This window comes from Streptomyces sp. NBC_00236, assembly GCF_036195045.1.
Taxonomy (GTDB): Bacteria; Actinomycetota; Actinomycetes; order Streptomycetales; family Streptomycetaceae; genus Streptomyces.
This window is the reverse complement of sequence record NZ_CP108100.1, coordinates 1,755,431-1,775,955: the sequence shown is the minus strand read 5'-3', so window position 1 is coordinate 1,775,955 and position 20,525 is coordinate 1,755,431. Positions and strand designations below refer to the sequence as shown.

Sequence of the window (20,525 nt, the reverse complement as noted above, 5' to 3'; positions counted from 1 at the left end):
TCTAGACTGCGTCGCATGCCACGTCAGCAACAGCCCGCAACCCGCCCGGCCCGCCGCCGGAGTTACGACCAGTTCTGTGCCGGCGCCAGGGCGCTGGACGCGGTCGGTGACCGGTGGACCCTGCTGATCGTCCGCGAACTGCTGGCCGGTCCCCGGCGCTACACCGATCTCCACGCCGACCTGCCCGGAGTCAGCACGGATGTCCTCGCCTCCCGGCTCAAGGACATGGAGCAGGGTGGGCTGGTCACCCGCCGCAGACTGCCACCGCCCGCCGCCGCCTCGGTGTACGAACTGACCGAGCGGGGGCACGGGCTGCTGCCCGTCCTCGCGGCGCTCGCCGAATGGGGCGCGCCGGCACTCGTGGAACGGCGGCCCACGGACGCGGTCCGGGCGCACTGGTTCGCCCTTCCGCTGCTGCGCGCCCTGGAGGGGTTCGGCGGATCGGTCGCCGGCGGGGTGGTCGATGTGCACCTGGACGAGGGCGAGTTCCATGTCCGTACGGGGAAGCAGGCGCCGGGCGAACCGGTCTACGGGGACGGGCCCGCAACCCGTGCCGACGCGCGCATCGTCCTTGACGCGGCGCTCTGTCTGGCGCTGGGCCGGGGAGAGCTGACGTTCGCCGAGGCCGTCAAGGACGGACGGATCGAGGTGTCGGGCGAGGGGCCGCTCGCCGTGGAGCTGCGCGGCGCGTGAGGGTTGTCGTGGCGTGATTCGATCGGTCAACTTCTGGGTAGCGTCGGGGCATTTGGGATGTCCGGGACACCGATGAGAAGGAGTTGCCCGTGCGAAGTGGCAGACAGCAGGAGCGGCAGGAGGGTCGACAGGGACAGCAGCGGCGCCTGGGCAAGGCGCTTGTCATCGGGGGCTGCGTGGCCGCACTCGGCTTCGTACCGGCGGCGGCCGTCGCCACCCCCGGCAGCGGGGTGAGCGGCACTGTGGTCGCCGAAGGAACCTCGGTGGGCAAACTGAAGGTGAAGGCGCCGAAGGGGCGGACCGACGTCACCTTCCGGACGATCACGGTCGAGCCGGGCGGCTCCACCGGCTGGCACACCCACCGCGGCCAGCTGATCGCCGTCGTCAAGTCCGGGACGCTGACCCGCACCCTGGACGACTGCACGGTCGAAGTGACCCCAGCGGGCACGTCCTTCATCGAGCCTTCCGGTGCCCGGCACCGCCACGTCGGCCGCAATCTGGGCACGGAACCCGTCGTCCTCTGGGTGACCTATCTGCTGCCGGAGGGCAGCCCGCTCTCCGACGACGCCGACGCGGTGGACTGCGGAGAGAAGTAGCGGCAGCGCGAGGCACCGCCCTCTGGCGTCCCGGGACTCTCGCAGGACCGCCGGGCGCCGACCGTCAGCGGGCGAGTGTCTCCCCGTACGCGCCGAGGCCGGCGCTCACGAGGCCGTCGCGGAAGGTCAGCACCTCGTACACCCGGCCCCCGATCTGGTTGCGGTAGTCGATCACCAGCGTGTCGACGCCCGCCCGCACGTCCATCACCTCGAACTCCAGGTCGGGGATGAGTTCCAGGCCCCGGGCCCAGTACGCGCGCAGCTCGCTCTTGCCGCGGACCGTGCCGGAGGCTTCGCCGGTGAACCGCGCGATCATGGGCGAGCTGAACGTCACGTCCTCGTGGTAGTGCGCCAGGATGCGTTCCAGGTCGTGGGAGTTCCAGTCGTCCTGCCACTGCGTGGCGAACCCGCGGGCGAATTCGAGATCCATGGGCAGGACCGTAACGGGCGGGGCCGGTGGATGCCGCACGTTTTCGGCGACGGTGCACGATGGACATGTGCGATTCGAAGCGATCACCTGGGAGCGGCTGGCAGACGAGCTGGCCGCGCACGCCGACGCGCTGAAGCCCGCAGACGGCGGACCCTGGCTCAGGATCGCGGTCGACGGAGCTCCGGCGGCCCGTACCGCCGAACTGGCCGAGTCCGTCGCCCAGGGGCTGCGGCTGCGGGGCCGGGCGGTGCTCCCGGTGTCCACCGCGGGGTTCCTGCGGCCGGCGAGTCTGCGCTACGAGTACGGAAGACGGGACCCCGACTCGTACTACGGCAGCTGGTTCGACACCGGGGCCCTGTGGCGTGAGGTGTTCGGTCCGCTGGAGCCGGGCGGGAGCGGGCGGGTGCTGCCCGATCTGTGGGATCCGGTCACGGACCGGGCCACGCGGAGCCCGTACCGGCATCTGCCGGAAGGGGGGGTGCTGGTCCTGCACGGGCCGTTGCTGCTGGGGCACTGGTTCCCGTTCGACCTGAGTGTCCATCTGCGGCTGTCGGCCGGTGCGCTGCGGCGGCGCACGCCGGAGGACGAGCAGTGGACCCTGCCCGCGTTCGCCCGTTACGAGGACGAGGCGGCGCCCTCCGAGAACGCGGACGCGGTCGTCAGGGCCGACGATCCGCACCGTCCCGCCTGGACCGGGCTGCGGCGGGACGGGTAGCGGGAGGCGTCACCCGGCAGGCAGCGGGGGCCGGCCGCCCACGGTCGTGACGGCCTCCGACCCCGCCCGGCACCCCGCCGCCATGGCCGACGCGTCGTCGGCCCCCGCCAGCCGGGCCGCCAGGAAGCCTCCGGTGAACGCGTCACCGGCCCCCGTGGAGTCCACGGCCTCGGGCACGGGTTCGGCCGGAACGCGGGCGGTCACCGTTCCCGCGGTGGCGAGCAGGGCGCCGCCCTCGCCCAGGGTGACGGCGGCCTGGCGGACCAGCAGGCTCAACTTGGCGGCGGCGTCCGCAGGTTCGGTGAGCCCTGTGAGCAGCCGGGCCTCGTCCGCGTTGGGCAGCAGGAGATCCGCGCCCTCGGTCAGGGCCAGGAACCGGTCGACGCCCAGCTCGGCGAGGAACCCGGCCGATGCCGGGTCGATGCTCACCGGAATGCTCCGCCGCCCGGCCTCCCGCAGGGCGAGCAGAGCCGTCGCACAACTGGTCGTGGCGAAAAGGAGGTAACCGGAGAGATGGAGGTGGGCGATGCCATCGAGCATCGCGGGTGACCAGTCCTCCGGGGAGAGCCGCAGCACGGCCCCGCTGTCGGTGAGGAAGGTGCGCTCGGCGGAGGGGTCGACCAGCGCGACGACGGTGCCCGTCGGCGCGTCGTCGTCCACGGCCAGCAGGTCGCGTACTCCCGCCCGCCGGAGCCGGTCCCGGTGCCAGTCCGCGGAGTCGGCGCCGACACGGGCCACCAGCCGCACGTCACGGCAGCCCGAACGTACGGCCCAGCAGGCCACGTTGGCCCCCGCACCACCGGCCCGTGTCCGGATCCGGGCCGCCGTGTCCGTGCCGTGGAGCAGCGCCGGACCGTGCCGCGCCACCACGTCCGTGACCACGTCACCGACGACGAGAAGGCCGCCGGTCACCGGGTGGCCCAGGCTGTGGTGATCCGTGCCCCGAGCGTCTCCAGGCGCCGCAGCGTGGCGGGCACGTCCAGGATCGGCTTCACTCCCGCGCAGACGACGGTGATGCCCGTCCGGGCCGGCAGCCGCGGATCGGCGGACTCGTCCTGTGTCGCGGTCCGGCCCCGGTGTACGCCTCCGAGGCCGCCGGTCGCGAAGACCCGCAGCCCCGCCCGTGCGGCGAGGAACGCGGTCGCCGAGACCGTCGTGGCACCGCTCGCCCCCGTCGCCAGTGCCGGTGCGAGGTCCCGGTGCCCCAGCTTGTGCCTCGCAGGGTCCTCGGCGATCCGCTCCAACTGGGCCTTGCCCAGGCCGACCCGGGCGCTGCCGTCCAGCACGGCGACCGTGGCGGGCACGGCACCCGGCGACCGCACGAGCCCCTCCAGTTCCTCGGCGACCCGCAGATTGCGCGGGCGGGGCAGACCATGCGCGACGATCGTCGACTCCAGGGCGACGACGAGGGGCCGGTCCTCGGCGAGGGCGGCCCGCACCTCCGCGGAGAGAACGGGAGCGCGGGGGGCGGCGTCGGCCGGCTCAGTGGGTGACATGTTCACATCCCTGTCGCGGCCGGGGCGGGATCAAACGTGCGCCCGTCCCGGCGGCCGGAAGTCGCCGCGCAAGACGTAGCGTCGGACCATGAAGTCTCTGACTGACTCTCCGTCGCCTGCGGTTCGGCACTTCTACGACGACCTGGCCGCGGGGTACGACCTCATTTACACGGACTGGGAGGCGAGCATCGCGCGGCAGGCGGCCGCGCTCGCGGCGCTCATCGGCGGAACGGTCGGTTCCGGCAACGGGTCCGTCGCGTACGACGTGCTGGACTGCGCCTGCGGCATCGGGACCCAGGCGCTGGGGCTGGCGGCGCTGGGGTACCGGGTCACCGGGAGCGATCTGAGCCCCGTCGCGGCGACCCGTGCCGGGAGGGAGGCGGCCTCGCGCGGGCTGACGCTGCCGGTCACCGCCGCCGACATGACGAAGCTTCCGTTTCGCGACGGCTCGTTCGACGTCGTCGTCTGCGCCGACAACTCCCTGCCGCACCTGCTCACTCCGCAGGCGGTGCTGGCCGCACTCGGCGAGATGCGAAGGGTGCTGCGGCCCGGCGGCGTGCTGCTGCTGTCCACCCGGCCGTACGACCGGCTGCGCCGCGAACGGCCGGCATCCACGCCCCCGCAGGTCAGGGAGGGGGAAGGGGGCCGGGTGGTCACCTTCCAGTTGTGGCACTGGCGGCCGGACGGCGAGCGCTACGACCTGGAGCACTTCCAGCTGCTGCCCGACGCACCGGCCGAATCCGAGAGGGAGGGGGACTCGGGGGACGGCTGGAGCGTGCGTACACGGCGCACCTCGTACTGGGCGCTGTCGCAGGATCAGCTCGTCGAGTTCACGACGCGGGCGGGGCTGCGGGAGCCCGTGTGGCACGAGCCCGACGAGTCGGCCTTCTTCCAGCCCGTCCTGGTGGCGCGGCGTCCGGAGGCGGTGGCTAAGGTGACCGGCCATGACCACATTTGATCAAGCTCCCGCCTCCTTCGCCGTGCACATCCCGGACGCCGTCCTTGAGCCGGAACCGCTGGAACCCGGACAGATCGTGTCGGGCGAGCCCGAGGTCACCGGCAAGGTGCTGTGGGAGTCGGCCGACGGCAAGCAGGTGCGCGGGATCTGGCAGATCACGCCGGGCGTGGTCACGGACACCGAGGCCAATGAGCTGTTCGTGGTCGTCAGCGGACGTGCGACCGTCGCGGTCGAGGGCGGCGCCACGCTGGAGATCGGACCCGGCGACGCCTGTGTGCTGCGCGAGGGCGACCGCACGACGTGGACGGTGCACGAGACGCTGCGCAAGGCGTACCACATCAGCCTCTGAGCGTCCGGTGGCCCGGCCTCGGGCAGCGCGGGCAGCGCGGGCAGCTCGGGCTGCTCCCGCGCTCGGGCCGCTCCCGCGCTCAGCCCGTTTCCGCTCTCGCGCCGCTCCCGCTCTCGCGCCGCTCCCGCTCTCAGGCCGTGGCGCGGTGGGTCAGGCTCCGGCGCAGCGCCAGTGCCGCCATCGGCAGCAGCAGGCACGCTCCGGTCAGGTTGAGCCAGCCGTAGCCGGCCTGGGAGACGATCACGCCGGCGACCGCGCCGCCGATGCCCGCCGACGCGTTCATGGTGAGGTCCGACAGCCCCTGCACGGCGGCGCGCGCCGCCTGCGGTACGGAGTCGGTGAGCAGCGCCGAACCCGCCACCAGGCCGGCGGACCAGCCGAGGCCGAGTACGAACAGGCCGGCCGCGGTCCTGCCGTGCGCGGCGCCCGCGGTACCCGCCAGCAGTGCGGCGAGGGCGAGGAGCCCGGCGGCCAGCCCGATGACGGTGAGGCGGCCGAAACGGTCCGCCAGCCAGCCCATGACCGGCGAGAACGCGTACATCCCGGCGATGTGGCCGCTGATCACCAGCCCGATCAGCTGGAGGTCCGCGCCGTGGTGGCCGAGGTCGACCGGCGTCATCACCATGATCGAGACCATCGCGGTGTGCGAGACGGTCACGGTCACCAGGGCGAGCCGGGCCATGGGCGAGGCCCGCACGGCCGCGAGACCCGCGCGCAGCGAACGGCCCCCGGCCGACCGGTTCTCCTGCGGCGCCAGGGCGCGCGCGGTGAGGAGGGGATCGGGCCGCAGCAGCACCGCGACCACGACGGCGGCGAGCAGGAAGATGCCGGCCGCCCAGACGAACGGGCCGGCCGTCTCCGAGACGGCGGTGCCCCGGAACACCCGGCCCGCCGGGGCCGCGATGTTGGGCCCGAGCACCGAGCCGATGGTGGTGGCCCAGATGACGGTCGAGATCGCCCGGCCGCGGCGGTCGGGTTCGGCGAGATCGGCGGCGGCGAATCTGGCCTGGAGGTTGGCCGAGGAACCCGCACCGAACCCGGCCATGCCGAGCAGCAGCAGCGGGAAGCTCTCCACGACGGTCGCCAGCACCACGAGGCCCGCGCCGAGCGCCCCGATCAGATACGCCAGCACCAGTCCGGGGCGGCGGCCCCGCGAGGTCATCAGTGCGGCCAGTGGCAGCGAGAGCAGGGCCGTGCCGGTCACCGACGCGGTGGGCGCGAGGCCCGACAGCGCCTCGGAGCCGCTGACGCGCGTCGCCAGCACCGGGGCCAGGGCGATGCCGATGGGCACACCGAGGCCGCCGAGTATCTGACTGGCGATGAGCACGCCGGACGTCCTGCGCCGGAGTGCGGGCAGGTCCGCCGCGGTGACCGGTCCGGCGGAGACGGGGCCGTCGGGGGTATCGGGAGCGTTGATGGTGTGGGGCACCGACGCAGTGTGCCAGGCGGCACGCAGAGTCCGAACCCCCGCGTCCGGACCCCCGCAGGTCACGGCAGTCGTGCCGGATCCGGGCACGACCCCGCCGGGCCCGGCCGGCTCAGAACAGCGGCTGCGGCAGCACACCCTCCAGAGCCAGCAGCTGCCGCTTCGTCTCCAGCCCGCCGCCGAAGCCGCCGAGCCCGCCGTCGCTCTCCACCACCCGGTGGCAGGGCACCACCACGGGCAGCGGGTTGGACCCCATCGCGGCGCCGACCGCCTGGGCCGCGCCGGGCTGGCCCACCCGGTCGGCGAGGTCTCCGTAGCCGGCGACCGCGCCGTACGGCACACCCGTCGCCAGTTCGCGGAGCACCTGGCGGTTGAAGCCGCTCGTCAGCGACCAGTCCAGGTCGAGCGAGAACTCCCGCAGCGTGCCCGCGAAGTACGCCGCGAGCTGGCGTATGGGTTCGGCGAGGCGCGCGGAGCCGGGTGACTCCACGGGTTCGGCGCCGAGCCGGGTGCGCAACCGGTCCAGCGCCTTGTCCCGGACCGCCGGCCGGGCGTGGAAGACCACGGTCACCAACCCGGCTCCGGTCGCGGCCAGCAGGAGCGGGCCGATGTCACTGTCGACCACGGCCCACTCGACAACCCCGTCGCTGTTCATGGCCACCACCGTACGACCGCCCACTGACAACGGACGCCGGCTCCTGGTGTCCCCGAGCGGTCAGCGGGTGGCCTCACGCACCACGTCGGGGGCGTTGGTGATGATGCCGTCCACGCCGTAGCCGGCCACCCGGAGCGCGTGCTCGGCGTCGTTGACCGTCCAGGCGCTGACCCGGAGCCGCTTGTCGTGCGGGCCCTTCAGCGCGTGCACCGCCGCCACGTACTCGCCCGAGACCGAGGTGTACGCAGGGTTGATCTGGTCGGTGAACTCCGCGTACGACGGCAGGTCCGCGACGGCCGGAGTGCCGAGGAAGCCCGTGACGACGTCCGGGCGCTGCTCGTGCACCTTGCGCACGCTGCCGGCCCCGAAGCTCTGGATCACCAGACGGCTGCGGACGTGCTCGCGGTCGAGCCACCCCTCCTGGCGCAGGACCCGCAGGGTCGCCTGCTCGATTCCGGGATAGGTCTCGGGGCTCTTGATCTCCAGGAGCAGGTTCTGGTCGTTGCGCCCGATCCGGTGCAGGTACTGCCGGAGTGTCGGCACCCGGGCGCCGGCGTACAGCGGACCGAACCAGCTGCCCGCGTCCAGCCGGGCGATCTCGGCGGCCGTGAAGTCCTTGACCGCCCACGGAGCACGGTCGGGGAAGACCTCCTCGGCATCCGTGGTCCGCTTCAGATCGGTGTCGTGGATGACGACCAGCACGCCGTCCCTGGTCAGCTGGACGTCGTTCTCCACCCAGTCGAAGCCCAGGACGTCGGCCTTGTCCACGGCCGCCAGGGTGTTCTCCGGGGCGTACGCCGACGCACCCCGGTGGGCGATGACGAGCGGGTCGTCCGTCCGGCCCCGGGCCACGTCGCTCACTGTCCGGACGCCGGTGCCGACGGCCGTCGCGGCGGGGGCGCCGACGGTGTGGGCCACCGCCGCGGTGCGTCCGGCCGGGGCGGCGTCCGTACCCGGCGTCCCGGCGGCCGTGCTCGACATCAGCAGCGCGCCGGCGCCCAGCAGGGCGGCGGCAGCGGCGGAGGCGGTTGCGGTGCCTGCGTACACGTGGACTCCTTGCGTCAGAGTTACGGACGGCCCGAGGGTCCCAGCCGTCCCCGAACAGGGAAGGGGCGACGGATGGCCACGACGTGAACGCACCTCGGGGACCGGGTCACGGGCCGCCTTCCCGGTCGATAAAATGCAGCTCTTCTGTTTGTTTGCCGGGCCTTGCGCCTTAGGGTCATCCGAACCCGGGCTTCTGCGAAGGGCGTACGAGCATGCAGGGCACAATCGACGGCTTCGGCTACGGGGCGGTCACTCCCGTGGCCGCTTTCCTCATGGCCTGTCTCGGCGCGGCCCTGGGCCTGCGCTGCACCACCCGGTCCCTGCGTACCGAGCGTTCCTTCAAGGCCGGCTGGCTGGCTCTGGGTGCGACCTCCATAGGCTCCGGCATCTGGACGATGCACTTCATCGCGATGGTGGGGTTCACCGTCGAAGAGGTACCGATCGGCTACGACAAGGCGATCACCTTCGCCAGCCTCGCCGTCGCGATCGTCATGGTCGGTATCGGGATCTTCCTGGTCGGGTACCGCGGCGCCACCCGCATGGCGCTGGTGACGGGAGGAACGATCACCGGACTCGGTGTGGCCTCCATGCATTACCTCGGCATGGCCGGTATGCGACTTGATGGGCAGTTCGAGTACGACACGATCACCGTGTCCCTCTCGGTCGTCGTCGCCGTGGTGGCCTCGACCGCCGCACTCTGGGCCGCGGTCTCCATCCACGGCTTCCTGCCCAGCCTCGGCGCCAGCGTCGTCATGGGTGTCGCGGTGAGCGGGATGCACTACACGGGCATGGCCGCTCTCAGGGTCCACCTCCACCCCGCCGCCCTCACCGGCTCCTCCCCGGGCTCCGGCGACAGTGCGACCGCGCTGCTCGTCCCCATGCTGGTCGGCCCGGCGTGCTTCCTGCTGCTGGCCGCCGTCGTCGTGATGTTCGATCCCCTGGTGGTCATGGGCACCCCCGACTGGAACGACCCCGCGGCCGGCCGAGAGGACCGGATGCCCGGCATCCCGGCCCAGCGCCAGGTTCCCCGGTTCGGTACGCACGCCGACCCGGCCTCGTTCCACTCCCAGCAGCGCCAGGACTCCACGCAGCCCCAGGACTGGTGACCGCGGGGCCGCCGCGTGCCCTGTCCCGGCCCCGTTGTCAGTGGGGGGTCGTACGGTGGTTGCATGCGGCCCGTTTCGAAGATCGAACGTTCGGTGGCGCCTTTCGAGGTCGTCAGTCCCTACCAGCCCAGTGGCGATCAGCCGGCGGCCATCGCCGAGCTGGAGCGGCGCGTCCGGGCAGGTGAGAAGGACGTCGTGCTCCTCGGCGCGACCGGCACCGGCAAATCGGCGACCACCGCCTGGATGATCGAGAAGCTCCAGCGCCCCACCCTGGTGATGGCGCCGAACAAGACCCTCGCCGCCCAGCTGGCCAACGAGTTCCGCGAGCTCCTGCCGAACAACGCCGTCGAGTACTTCGTCTCGTACTACGACTACTACCAGCCCGAGGCCTACGTCCCGCAGTCGGACACCTACATCGAGAAGGACTCCTCGATCAACGAGGAGGTCGAGCGGCTCCGCCATTCCGCCACGAACTCGCTGCTCACCCGGCGGGACGTCGTCGTGGTCGCCTCCGTGTCCTGCATCTACGGCCTCGGCACCCCGCAGGAGTACGTGGACCGGATGGTCCAGCTCAAAGTGGGCGACGAGATGGACCGCGACCAGCTGCTGCGCCGCTTCGTCGAGATGCAGTACACCCGCAACGACCTGGCGTTCACCCGCGGCACCTTCCGGGTGCGCGGCGACACCATCGAGATCTTTCCGGTCTACGAGGAGCTCGCCGTCCGCATCGAGATGTTCGGTGACGAGATCGAGGCCCTCTCCACGCTCCACCCGCTCACCGGCGAGATCATCAGCGAGGACCGGTCGCTCCACGTCTTCCCCGCGAGCCACTACGTCGCGGGCCCCGAGCGCATGGAGAGGGCGGTCGGCCGCATCGAGAAGGAGCTGGAGCAGCGTCTCGCCGAGCTGGAGAAACAGGGCAAGATGCTGGAGGCCCAGCGGCTGCGCATGCGTACGACGTACGACATCGAGATGCTCCGCCAGATCGGCACCTGCTCCGGTGTCGAGAACTACTCGATGCACTTCGACGACCGCGACCCCGGCACCGCTCCCCACACCCTCCTCGACTACTTCCCCGAGGACTTCCTCCTCGTCCTCGACGAGTCGCACGTCACCGTCCCGCAGATCGGTGCGATGTACGAGGGAGACGCCTCCCGGAAGCGGACCCTCGTCGACCATGGCTTCCGGCTGCCCTCGGCCCTGGACAACCGCCCGCTGAAGTGGGAGGAGTTCCTCGGACGGATCAACCAGACGGTCTACCTCTCCGCCACCCCCGGCAAGTACGAGCTCTCCCGGGGCGACGGCTTCGTGGAGCAGATCATCCGGCCCACCGGCCTCGTCGACCCGGAGATCGTCGTCAAGCCCACCGAGGGCCAGATCGACGACCTGGTGCACGAGATCCGCAAGCGCACCGAGAAGGACGAGCGGGTCCTGGTCACCACCCTCACCAAGAAGATGTCGGAGGACCTCACCGACTACTTCCTGGAGCTGGGCATCCAGGTCCGTTATCTGCACAGCGACGTCGACACCCTGCGCCGTATCGAGCTGCTGCGGGAGCTGCGCTCAGGCGAGTACGACGTCCTGGTCGGGATCAACCTCCTGCGCGAGGGACTCGACCTGCCCGAGGTGTCGCTCGTGGCCATCCTCGACGCCGACAAGCAGGGCTTCCTGCGCTCGGCCACCTCACTGATCCAGACCGTCGGACGTGCGGCCCGTAACGTGTCGGGGCAGGTCCATATGTACGCGGACAAGATCACCCCGGCGATGGCGCAGGCCATCGACGAGACCAACCGCCGCCGCGAGAAGCAGATCGCGTACAACACCGAGCGCGGACTCGACCCGCAGCCGCTGCGCAAGAAGATCAACGACATCGTCGCGACGATCGCCCGCGAGGAGGTCGACACCGAGCAACTCCTCGGCACCGGTTACCGCCAGGGCAAGGGGACCAAGGCGCCCGTGCCCACGCTGGGCATCAAGGCCGGCGCCGCGAAGGGGAAGGCCGGCGGGGACAAGGCTGCGGTCACCGACCGCCCGGCCACGGAGCTCGCCGGGATCATCGAGGAGATGACCGACCGGATGCGCGCCGCCGCCGCCGACCTGCAGTTCGAGGTGGCCGCCAGGCTGCGTGACGAGGTGGGGGAGCTGAAGAAGGAGTTGCGCCAGATGCGGGAGGCGGGTCTGGCCTGACCCCGGGGAACCCGGTGTGTTGCAGGACCGACACAAAACGGCCCGCGGTGGCTGTGTCCGTGGTGTGAATGCGTAGGGTGCTGGAAAACCGCGCAAGGACGGTTGCGGGGACAGCGGAGAGGGGACAGCGCGTGACGGTCAATATGACCAAGGGTCAGGCCATCAGCCTGCAGAAGAGCGACGGGGGGACCCTGACCGCGGTACGGATGGGGCTCGGCTGGCAAGCGGCTCCGCGCCGGGGTCTGTTCGGCTCGCGCACCCGGGAGATCGACCTGGACGCCTCGGCGGTCCTGTTCGCCGACAAGCAGCCGGTCGACGTCGTGTTCTTCCGGCACCTCGTCAGCGACGACGGCTCGGTCAAGCACACCGGGGACAACCTGGTCGGCGGCGCCGGCTCGGGCGGCGACGACGAGGCGATCCTGGTCGACCTCCAGCGGGTGCCGGTCCACATCGACCAGATCGTCTTCACGGTGAACTCCTTCACCGGCCAGACGTTCCAGGAGGTGCAGAACGCCTTCTGCCGCATCGTGGACGAGACCAACGGCCAGGAGCTCGCCCGCTACACGCTGGACGGCGGCGGGCAGTACACCGCCCAGATCATGGCGAAGGTGCACCGTTCGGGGAGCGGGTGGCAGATGACCGCCATCGGAAACCCGGCCAACGGCCGTACCTTCCAGGACCTCATGCCGGCGATCCTGCCGCACCTGTAGGCAGTGCCGGACCCACGGGTCCGCATCGCGACGCGCAGCTCCCGGCAGCATCGGCCGCCGGGAGCTGCACCGCATCGCGGCACCGGCGCCGCCACCACGTACGCCACGGCATCGGGGCGCCGCCCGGCGCCGCACCACGCACGACACCGCATCGCGCAGCAGCAACTCGTCGAGGGGACAGGGCAATGACGGCCGAGCTGGTCCGGGGGCAGAACCACACATTGCCCCAGACCCGTCTGGAGATCCGGGTTTCGGCCGGCGCGCCCGTCGTGGCCGGTGCCACGCTCGGGGACGAGCACGGCACCGTGCACGGCGTCGAGTGGATAGCCCACCCCGGCTCCCCGCAGCTGCCGGGCCTGGAGGTGTCCAGGCAGGCCGCGGCCGAGCACCGGCTCGCGGTCGACCTCGACGCCCTGCCCGAGGCGGTGCACCGGGTCACCGTGCTGCTGGCGCTGCCGCTGGAGGCGGGCGGCCCGACCCGGTTCGGGACCGTGGCCTCGCCCTTCGTCGCCGTCACCGGACTCGACGGCGCGGAGATCGCCACCTTCACCCTGACCGGCCTGGACAGCGAGTCCGCCGTCGCCGCTCTGGAGCTCTACCGAAGGCAGGGGGCCTGGAAGGTCCGCGCGGTCGGGCAGGGTTACGCCGGCGGTCTCGCCGCGATGCTCGCCGACCAGGGCGTCGCGGGGGCAGCCGAACTGGCGAGGTCGATCCAGGAAGCGGTAGCCCGCGGACTGGCCCGCTCGGTGACCCCGCCCCCGCCCCGCACCCCGGAGGGCGGCCGGGTCACACACGCAGGAGGCCCCGCGGCGCCCCAGAGCGCCGGACGGCCGCAGGCGGCCCCGCAGCCCGAGCCCTCCTCGCCGTCCTCCGCGCCCACCGCCCCGGTCGCCCCGGCCCCGCCGTCCGCGGGGGGCCCCATCGACTACGCGCACCCTCGCCGCGAGTCGACCGCGCCCCCGCCGCCTCCGCCCGCTGCGCCGCCCGCCCAGCCCGGCAGGCCCGCGACCCCCGTGGCCGGGGACGCGACCGGCTGGTCGATGGACGAGCGCCTCTACAACCAGGTCTGGGGCATGTTCGAGGACCTGGCCCGGGCCACCGCCGCGTACCGCAGCGCCGTCGACTTCGCCGAATCCCGGATGGACCAGGAGCTGGAACGGACCCTGTCCGATCCGCGCAGCCGGATCGGCGGCGCGGGCGACCGGGCCCGTGAGCAGGCCCGGGCCAAGCGCGACGAGCTGACCGGCCGGGCCCGCGAGGCACTGGACCGCGACCTCGCCCAGCTCGCCGCCGAGGCCGCCGTGGTGGAGCCCGCGCTGCCCCCCGCGTACGCGGGCTGGGACAGCCCCGTCTGGCATGCCTACCGCGTCCCGATGGAGATCCCCATGGCCCTGCGGATCGGTGACCTCCACCTGCCGGAGAGCAGCGGGATGAGCATTCCGCTGCTCGTCCGGTTGCCGCTGGAGCGTGGCATGTGGATCGACAGCGGACGCACGGCGTCCGAGGCCGCCGCCCTGACCGATACGGACCAGCTGCGCCGGCTGGCCATGGAGAGCGCCGTTCTGCACGCGGCGCGGATGCTCGCCGTCTACCCGCCGAACGAGTTCTCGGTCCATGTCATCGACCCGGCGGGCTCCGCCGCCGCGGCGCTGGCCCCGCTGGTCGGCGCCGGGGTGCTCGCGAGCCCGCCCGCGTCCGGCCCCGGGGGAGTGTCCTCCGTCCTCGCCCACCTCACCCGGCGCGTCGACCTCGTGCAGATGGCCATCAGGGCCGGAGCCGCCGATTCGCTGCCGCCCGACCTGGACCCGGCCGAGCAGCTGCTGATCGTCAACGACTTCCCGCACGGCTTCGACGACCGTGCCGTCACCCAGTTGCGCTATCTCGCGGACGAGGGGCCCGCCGTCGGCGTGCATCTCATGATGGTCGCGGACCGGGAGGACGCCTCCGCGTACGGTCCGGTTCTCGACCCGCTGTGGCGGTCCCTGCTCCGCGTCACCCCGGTCGCCGACGACCATCTGGCCGACCCCTGGGTCGGTCACGCCTGGACGTACGAGCCGCCCGCGACCCCGCCCGGCAGCCGCGTGCTGGAGCAGGTTCTGGAGCGCGTGGCAGCCGCGCGCCGCACCGGGCATCGCTGACCGGTCGGCCCGGCCGCTATGGCCACACCCATTCCCACCTGGCGTTTTGGAGCATCTTTACCCTTCTCTTTACCTTTCCTTGGTGTTCCCTGTACTGTTCATTGAGCGGAGGGGAGTACTCCCGATCGCGGCGTTCCCGTCAGTACGGACTGTGACCGGTCCCGGGGCGCCGGCCCAGGCGCGCATCCCGTGCGCCCAGGTGGAAGAGACCTCCGGCAGCGACGACGCTGATCAGTAGCCGTAGCGAACTGCCGGAGGCGCAGTGGACGTTTCATGGACCCTCTGGGCGCTGACCATTCTTGGTCTGAGCGCCCTCATCGCCGTCGACTTCTTCATCGGGCGCAAGCCCCATGACGTATCGACCAAGGAAGCCGGAATCTGGACGATCATCTGGATCGCGCTGGCCGCCCTCTTCGGGCTCGGCCTGCTCGTGTTCGGCGAGAGCCAGGCCTCGGGCGAGTTTTTCGCCGGCTTCATCACCGAGAAATCGCTGAGCGTCGACAACCTCTTCGTCTTCGTGCTCATCATGGCGAAGTTCTCGGTGCCCTCCCACCTCCAGCAGCGGGTGCTGCTCGTCGGCGTGCTGATCGCCCTGGTGCTGAGGGCGATCTTCATCGCCGCGGGCGCCGCGGTCATCGCCAACTTCTCGTGGGTCTTCTACATCTTCGGGGCGTTCCTGATCTACACCGCCTGGAAGCTGATCCAGGAGGCACGGGCCGACGAGGAGGAAGAGGAGTTCGAGGAGAACCGCCTCCTCAAGAACATCGAGCGCCGCTTCGGTGTCGCCGACCGGTACCACGGGACCAAGCTCTTCATCCGCAACAACGGCAAGCGTGTCCTGACGCCCCTGATGGTCGTCATGCTCGCCATCGGTACCACCGATGTGCTGTTCGCGCTGGACTCCATCCCCGCGATCTTCGGCCTGACCCAGGACCCGTACATCGTGTTCACCGCCAACGCCTTCGCGCTGATGGGGCTGCGGCAGCTGTACTTCCTGATCGGCGGCCTGCTCAAGAAGCTGGTCCACCTCAGCTACGGGCTCTCGGTCATCCTCGGCTTCATCGGCGTCAAGCTGGTGCTGCACGCGCTGCACGAGTCCGGGGTGCACGTCCCCGAGATCTCCATCCCGGTCTCGCTCGGCGTCATCTGCGGGGTGCTGGTGATCACCACGATCACCAGTCTGATCGCCAACAGGAAGACGGCCGAGGCCGAGGCCGCGGTGAAGGCCGGCAAGGCGGAGGATTCCGCGGACAAGGGTGCCGGCGTCGACGCCTGACACCTGAGCGGAGGGCGGGGTGACGGGCGCGGATGCGCGGCCGTCACCCCGCCGCCATGTCACCAGCCCCGGGCGCGCCATTCCGGCAGGTGCGGACGCTCGTCGCCCAGCGTGGTGTCGTGCCCGTGTCCCGGGTAGACCCAGGTCTCGTCGGGCAGCGGGTCGAAGAGCTTGGTCTCCACGTCGTGCAGCAGGCTCGCGAACGCCTCGGGGTCCTTGTTCGTGTTTCCGACCCCGCCCGGGAAGAGGCAGTCCCCGGTGAACAGGTGCGGAGCACCGTGCGGGTCGTCGTAGACGAGCGCGATCGAGCCCGGGGTGTGGCCGGTCAGATGGCGGGCGGTCAGTGCGACCTGCCCGACCCTGATCGTGTCGCCGTCCTCGACGAGCACATCCGTCGGGACCGGGATCCCCTCGGCGTCGAACCGCCCCGCGTACGTCCGCGCACCGGTGACCGCGACCACCTCACCCAGCGCCTGCCAGTGGTCGCCGTGCCGGTGCGTGGTGACGACCGAGGCGATCGAGTCGTCACCGATCAGCGTCAGCAGGGTTCCGGCCTCGTTGGCCGCGTCGATCAGGAGCTGCTCGCTGGTCGCCCGGCAGCGCAGTAGATAGGCGTTGTTGTTCATCGGGCCGACGGCGACCTTGGAGATCATCAGATCCGTCAACTCGTGTACGTCCGCACGCCCGCCGACCTTGACCGTTCCGCTGTACGTCATGCCTCTCAGCCTATAGCGGGGGCAGCGCGGGAAGGGCTCCGCCTTCGACGGTCAGGGCGGACCCGTCGCGCCTGCCGCTGAGCCAGCCGAGCAGTTCGGGAGCCGTGCCGCGGACGGCCACGGGTCCGCCCTCCGCGCCGCCGCCGGTCGTCCAGACCCGGCCCCGGTCGTCGGTCACGGCCGTCGACACGACCGCGGGGTGCCGGCCGAAGCGCTCGGCGAGGAAGTCGATCTCCCGGGCGGTGAACTCGTCCGGCAGGTCCTCCAGCTCGTAGCCGATCCCCAGGTCGACGTGGTGCAGCTCGACCTCGCCGCGGCGGCGGAAGGGGATCCGGGAGGCGGAGTCCGTCACACCGTTGCGCAGCGTGACGGTGCGCGACCAGTCGGCGGGGGCCGCGGTGGCCGCCACGAAGCGGTCCGCGCTCGCGGCCAGGTCGGCGAGCTGCTCCGCCTGCGGCCGGGGCGCGTCGCGCTCGATGTCACCGTCGCGGGTTTCGCTGTCTGCGTACATGGGCCGGCCCTGGAGAACATTTACCAGCGCGTCGGCGTTACGTGAGAGGTGCGCGACGACATGACCCCGGCTCCAGGCCGGGAGACGCGACGGTTCGGCGAGTGCCGCGTCGTCCAGTTTCGCCGTGGCGCTGAGCAGCCGGTCGGTCGCTTCCCGCAGTGCGGCCAGGTCGTGCGCATGATCAGTCATGGGTCGAGCCTAGCGTCGGCCACTCATTCGGGTGAAGGAGTCATCAGCCGTCCGTAAATCGAATGCGCGTGCTATACGCTCGGAGTCGAAAGCTTCGTACATCGCTGTGGCACCCCCCATACCCTGGGGCAGGGGCTCAGTTCCCCCGCTTCTCTCTAGAAAGGTGCGGACCGGCGTGGCCGACCGTCTCATCGTCCGTGGCGCTCGCGAGCACAACCTCAAGAACGTCTCGCTCGACCTCCCCCGCGACTCCCTCATCGTCTTCACCGGGCTCTCCGGGTCGGGCAAGTCGTCGCTCGCGTTCGACACGATCTTCGCCGAGGGCCAGCGGCGCTACGTGGAGTCCCTCTCCTCGTACGCCCGGCAGTTCCTCGGCCAGATGGACAAGCCGGACGTCGACTTCATCGAGGGCCTGTCGCCCGCCGTCTCCATCGACCAGAAGTCGACCTCGCGCAACCCGCGCTCGACGGTCGGCACGATCACCGAGGTCTACGACTACCTCCGGCTGCTCTTCGCCAGGATCGGCAAGCCGCACTGTCCCGAGTGCGGCCGTCCCATTTCGCGCCAGTCGCCGCAGGCCATCGTGGACAAGGTCCTCGGCCTGCCCGAGGGCAGCCGCTTCCAGGTGCTCTCGCCGCTGGTCCGCGAGCGCAAGGGCGAGTTCGTCGACCTCTTCGCCGACCTGCAGACCAAGGGGTACAGCAGGGCCAGGGTCGACGGCGCGACCATCCAGCTCTCCGAGCCGCCCACGCTCAAGAAGCAGGAGAAGCACACCATCGAGGTGGTCATCGACCGCCTCACGGTGAAGGACAGCGCCAAGCGCCGGCTGACCGACTCGGTCGAGACCGCGCTGGGCCTCTCCGGCGGCATGGTCGTGCTCGACTTCGTCGACCTCCCCGAGGACGACCCCGAGCGTGAGCGGATGTACTCCGAGCACCTCTACTGCCCGTACGACGACCTCTCGTTCGAGGAGCTGGAGCCGCGCTCCTTCTCCTTCAACTCCCCCTTCGGCGCCTGCCCCGACTGCACGGGCATCGGCACGCGGATGGAGGTCGACCCGGAGCTGATCGTCCCGGACGAGGACAAGTCCCTCGACGAGGGCGCGATCCACCCCTGGTCGCACGGCCACACCAAGGAGTACTTCGGCCGCCAGATCAACGCCCTGGCCGAAGCCCTCGGATTCCGTACGGACATCCCCTGGGCCGGGCTGCCGCAGCGCGCCAAGAAGGCCCTGCTCTTCGGCCACAAGATCCAGACCGAGGTCCGCTACCGCAACCGGTACGGGCGCGAGCGCGCCTACACCACGCCCTCCTTCGAAGGTGCGGTGCAGTTCGTCAAGAGGCGGCACTCCGAGGCGGAGAGCGACTCCAGCCGGGAGCGCTTCGAGGGCTACATGCGCGAGGTGCCCTGTCCGACCTGTGAGGGCACCCGGCTCAAGCCGATCGTCCTCGCGGTCACGGTGATGGAGAAGTCCATCGCCCAGGTCGCCGCGATGTCGATCAGCGAGTGCGCCGAGTTCCTCGGCCGCATGAAGCTGAACGCCCGTGACAAGAAGATCGCCGAGCGGGTGCTCAAGGAGGTCAACGAGCGGCTGAAGTTCCTGGTCGACGTCGGCCTCGACTACCTCTCGCTGAACCGCGCGGCGGGCACCCTGTCCGGCGGCGAGGCGCAGCGCATCCGGCTCGCCACCCAGATCGGCTCCGGTCTGGTCGGTGTGCTGTACGTGCTGGACGAGCCGTCCATCGGCCTGCACCAGCGCGACAACCACCGGCTGATCGAGACCCTGGTCCGCCTCCGCGACATGGGCAACACGCTCATCGTCGTCGAGCACGACGAGGACACCATCAAGGTCGCCGACTGGGTCGTCGACATCGGCCCCGGCGCCGGGGAGCACGGCGGCAAGGTGGTCCACTCCGGATCGCTCAAGGAGCTGCTGGCCAACGACAAGTCGATCACCGGTCAGTATCTGACCGGCAAGAAGTCGATCGCGATGCCCGAGATCCGGCGCCCCGTCGACCCCTCGCGCCTGCTCACGGTCCACGGTGCCCGGGAGAACAACCTCCAGGACATCGACGTCTCCTTCCCGCTCGGCGTGCTGACCGCCGTGACCGGCGTCTCCGGCTCCGGGAAGTCGACCCTGGTCAACGACATCCTCTACACCCACCTGGCCCGCGAGCTGAACGGCGCCAAGTCGGTGCCCGGCCGCCACACCCGGGTCGACGGGGACGACCTCGTCGACAAGGTGGTGCACGTCGACCAGTCGCCCATCGGCCGGACGCCCCGGTCCAACCCGGCGACGTACACCGGCGTCTTCGACCACGTCCGCCGGCTGTTCGCGGAGACGATGGAGGCCAAGGTCCGCGGCTACCTCCCGGGCCGGTTCTCCTTCAACGTGAAGGGCGGCCGCTGCGAGAACTGCTCCGGCGACGGCACCATCAAGATCGAGATGAACTTCCTGCCCGACGTGTACGTCCCGTGCGAGGTCTGCCACGGAGCGCGCTACAACCGGGAGACCCTGGAGGTCCACTACAAGGGCAAGTCCATCGCCGAGGTGCTGGACATGCCGATCGAGGAGGGCCTGGAGTTCTTCGAGGCCGTCCCGACCATCGCGCGTCACCTGCGCACGCTCAACGAGGTCGGTCTCGGATACGTCAGGCTCGGCCAGTCCGCGCCGACGCTCTCCGGCGGTGAGGCCCAGCGGGTGAAGCTCGCCAGCGAGCTCCAGAAGCGCTCCACCGGACGCACGGTCTACGTCCTGGACGAACCGACCACCGGTCTGCACTTCGAGGACATCTCCAAGCTGATCAAGGTGCTCTCCGGCCTGGTCGACAAGGGGAACTCGGTGATCGTCATCGAGCACAACCTCGATGTCATCAAGACCGCCGACTGGGTCATCGACATGGGCCCCGAGGGGGGCAACGGCGGCGGCCTGGTCATCGCCGAGGGCACCCCGGAGTTCGTGGCGGGCGTCCCCGCCAGCCACACCGGGAAGTTCCTCCAGGGCATCCTGGACGCGGACCGGGTCAGCGAGGCGGCCGTGCCCGCAGCGCGCAAGCCGGTGCGCAAGACGGCCGCGAAGAAGGCGGTCGCCGCGAAGTCCGCCCCCGCGCGGAAGACGGCGACGGCGAAGGCCACCACGGCCAAGGCGAAGGCCACCGGGACGGCAGCGGCGAAGAAGTCCGCGGCCAAGAAGACGACCCGCGCGCGCAAGGCCTGACACCACGATCGCGCGGTGCGAGGTGGCGGCCCCTCCGGAGGGGCCGCCACCTCGCCGTGTCCGGCGTCGCGCCCGCCCCGGCGTGCACCGTCGCTTCCCGCACCGGCCCC

Annotated in this window: 18 protein-coding genes and 1 pseudogene; 11 read left to right on the top strand and 8 right to left on the bottom strand. The window is 71.2% G+C overall.

Annotated elements, in window-relative coordinates:
• Positions 1-15 precede the first annotated feature (15 nt).
• Positions 16-693, top strand: coding sequence for a winged helix-turn-helix transcriptional regulator (locus OG446_RS07845; RefSeq protein WP_328893332.1), 678 nt, complete (start codon positions 16-18; stop codon positions 691-693).
• A gap of 89 nt (positions 694-782) precedes the next feature.
• On the top strand, positions 783-1,289 hold the full coding sequence (locus tag OG446_RS07840) for a cupin domain-containing protein (RefSeq protein WP_389261297.1): 507 nt from the start codon (positions 783-785) through the stop codon (positions 1,287-1,289).
• 64 nt (positions 1,290-1,353) lie between these two features.
• Here the strand turns inward: OG446_RS07840 and OG446_RS07835 are convergent, their stop codons facing one another.
• Entirely contained in the window at positions 1,354-1,719 is a 366-nt protein-coding gene (locus tag OG446_RS07835) for a nuclear transport factor 2 family protein (protein WP_328893330.1), read from the bottom strand.
• A 67-nt stretch (positions 1,720-1,786) separates the two neighbouring features.
• Here OG446_RS07835 and OG446_RS07830 point away from each other — a divergent pair, with 67 nt between their 5' ends.
• On the top strand, positions 1,787-2,434 hold the full coding sequence (locus OG446_RS07830) for a uridine kinase (RefSeq protein WP_328893329.1): 648 nt from the start codon (positions 1,787-1,789) through the stop codon (positions 2,432-2,434).
• 9 nt (positions 2,435-2,443) lie between these two features.
• Here OG446_RS07830 and OG446_RS07825 read toward each other — a convergent pair whose 3' ends face one another.
• Together OG446_RS07825 and OG446_RS07820 are read right to left on the bottom strand one after the other, a co-directional pair.
• The gene (locus OG446_RS07825; RefSeq protein ID WP_328893328.1) at positions 2,444-3,346 is read right to left on the bottom strand and encodes a carbohydrate kinase family protein; all 903 of its coding nucleotides are present in this window, start codon (positions 3,344-3,346) and stop codon (positions 2,444-2,446) included.
• 20 nt (positions 3,347-3,366) lie between these two features.
• Positions 3,367-3,930 (bottom strand): annotated as a pseudogene (locus tag OG446_RS07820) (pseudouridine-5'-phosphate glycosidase); the annotation flags it as partial.
• Between the two features lie 88 nt (positions 3,931-4,018).
• Here OG446_RS07820 and OG446_RS07815 point away from each other — a divergent pair.
• Both OG446_RS07815 and OG446_RS07810 read left to right on the top strand, forming a co-directional pair.
• Positions 4,019-4,888 (top strand): class I SAM-dependent methyltransferase, encoded by an 870-nt coding sequence (locus OG446_RS07815; RefSeq protein ID WP_328893326.1) that lies wholly within the window; start codon positions 4,019-4,021, stop codon positions 4,886-4,888.
• A complete protein-coding gene (locus tag OG446_RS07810; protein WP_328893325.1) occupies positions 4,875-5,237 on the top strand; it encodes a cupin domain-containing protein in 363 nt (120 codons plus the stop codon). Before OG446_RS07815 ends, OG446_RS07810 begins: the two co-directional genes overlap by 14 nt.
• 130 nt (positions 5,238-5,367) lie before the next feature.
• On the opposite strand, the gene OG446_RS07805 is transcribed toward OG446_RS07810, so the two are convergent.
• From OG446_RS07805 to OG446_RS07795, 3 genes are all read right to left on the bottom strand, one after another.
• Positions 5,368-6,666 carry an MFS transporter gene (locus OG446_RS07805; RefSeq protein WP_328893324.1) on the bottom strand — a complete coding sequence of 433 codons (1,299 nt, stop codon included), beginning with the start codon at positions 6,664-6,666 and terminating at the stop codon, positions 5,368-5,370.
• Positions 6,667-6,775: 109 nt separating this feature from the next.
• Positions 6,776-7,318, bottom strand: a complete 543-nt coding sequence (locus tag OG446_RS07800) for a methylated-DNA--[protein]-cysteine S-methyltransferase (protein WP_328893323.1) — start codon at positions 7,316-7,318, stop codon at positions 6,776-6,778.
• Between the two features lie 60 nt (positions 7,319-7,378).
• The gene (locus OG446_RS07795) at positions 7,379-8,365 is read right to left on the bottom strand and encodes a glycerophosphodiester phosphodiesterase (RefSeq protein WP_328893322.1); all 987 of its coding nucleotides are present in this window, start codon (positions 8,363-8,365) and stop codon (positions 7,379-7,381) included.
• Between the two features lie 212 nt (positions 8,366-8,577).
• Here OG446_RS07795 and OG446_RS07790 point away from each other — a divergent pair, with 212 nt between their 5' ends.
• The 5 genes from OG446_RS07790 (at position 8,578) to OG446_RS07770 (ending at position 15,782) form a co-directional block, all read left to right on the top strand.
• Positions 8,578-9,471 carry an MHYT domain-containing protein gene (locus tag OG446_RS07790; RefSeq protein WP_328893321.1) on the top strand — a complete coding sequence of 298 codons (894 nt, stop codon included), beginning with the start codon at positions 8,578-8,580 and terminating at the stop codon, positions 9,469-9,471.
• Between the two features lie 63 nt (positions 9,472-9,534).
• Positions 9,535-11,658 carry an excinuclease ABC subunit UvrB gene (gene uvrB, locus OG446_RS07785; RefSeq protein WP_328893320.1) on the top strand — a complete coding sequence of 708 codons (2,124 nt, stop codon included), beginning with the start codon at positions 9,535-9,537 and terminating at the stop codon, positions 11,656-11,658.
• A gap of 131 nt (positions 11,659-11,789) precedes the next feature.
• Positions 11,790-12,368 (top strand): TerD family protein, encoded by a 579-nt coding sequence (locus OG446_RS07780; RefSeq protein ID WP_123526718.1) that lies wholly within the window; start codon positions 11,790-11,792, stop codon positions 12,366-12,368.
• 185 nt (positions 12,369-12,553) lie between these two features.
• A complete protein-coding gene (locus OG446_RS07775; protein ID WP_328893319.1) occupies positions 12,554-14,506 on the top strand; it encodes a TerD family protein in 1,953 nt (650 codons plus the stop codon).
• 262 nt (positions 14,507-14,768) lie between these two features.
• Positions 14,769-15,782 (top strand): TerC family protein, encoded by a 1,014-nt coding sequence (locus tag OG446_RS07770; RefSeq protein ID WP_328893318.1) that lies wholly within the window; start codon positions 14,769-14,771, stop codon positions 15,780-15,782.
• Between the two features lie 59 nt (positions 15,783-15,841).
• Here OG446_RS07770 and OG446_RS07765 read toward each other — a convergent pair whose 3' ends face one another.
• Both OG446_RS07765 and OG446_RS07760 read right to left on the bottom strand, forming a co-directional pair.
• Positions 15,842-16,498 carry an MBL fold metallo-hydrolase gene (locus OG446_RS07765; protein ID WP_328893317.1) on the bottom strand — a complete coding sequence of 219 codons (657 nt, stop codon included), beginning with the start codon at positions 16,496-16,498 and terminating at the stop codon, positions 15,842-15,844.
• Between the two features lie 10 nt (positions 16,499-16,508).
• Positions 16,509-17,198, bottom strand: a complete 690-nt coding sequence (locus tag OG446_RS07760) for a maleylpyruvate isomerase family mycothiol-dependent enzyme (protein ID WP_328893316.1) — start codon at positions 17,196-17,198, stop codon at positions 16,509-16,511.
• 175 nt (positions 17,199-17,373) lie between these two features.
• Here OG446_RS07760 and uvrA point away from each other — a divergent pair, with 175 nt between their 5' ends.
• Positions 17,374-20,415 (top strand): excinuclease ABC subunit UvrA, encoded by a 3,042-nt coding sequence (uvrA, locus tag OG446_RS07755; RefSeq protein WP_328893315.1) that lies wholly within the window; start codon positions 17,374-17,376, stop codon positions 20,413-20,415.
• Positions 20,416-20,525: the final 110 nt, after the last annotated feature.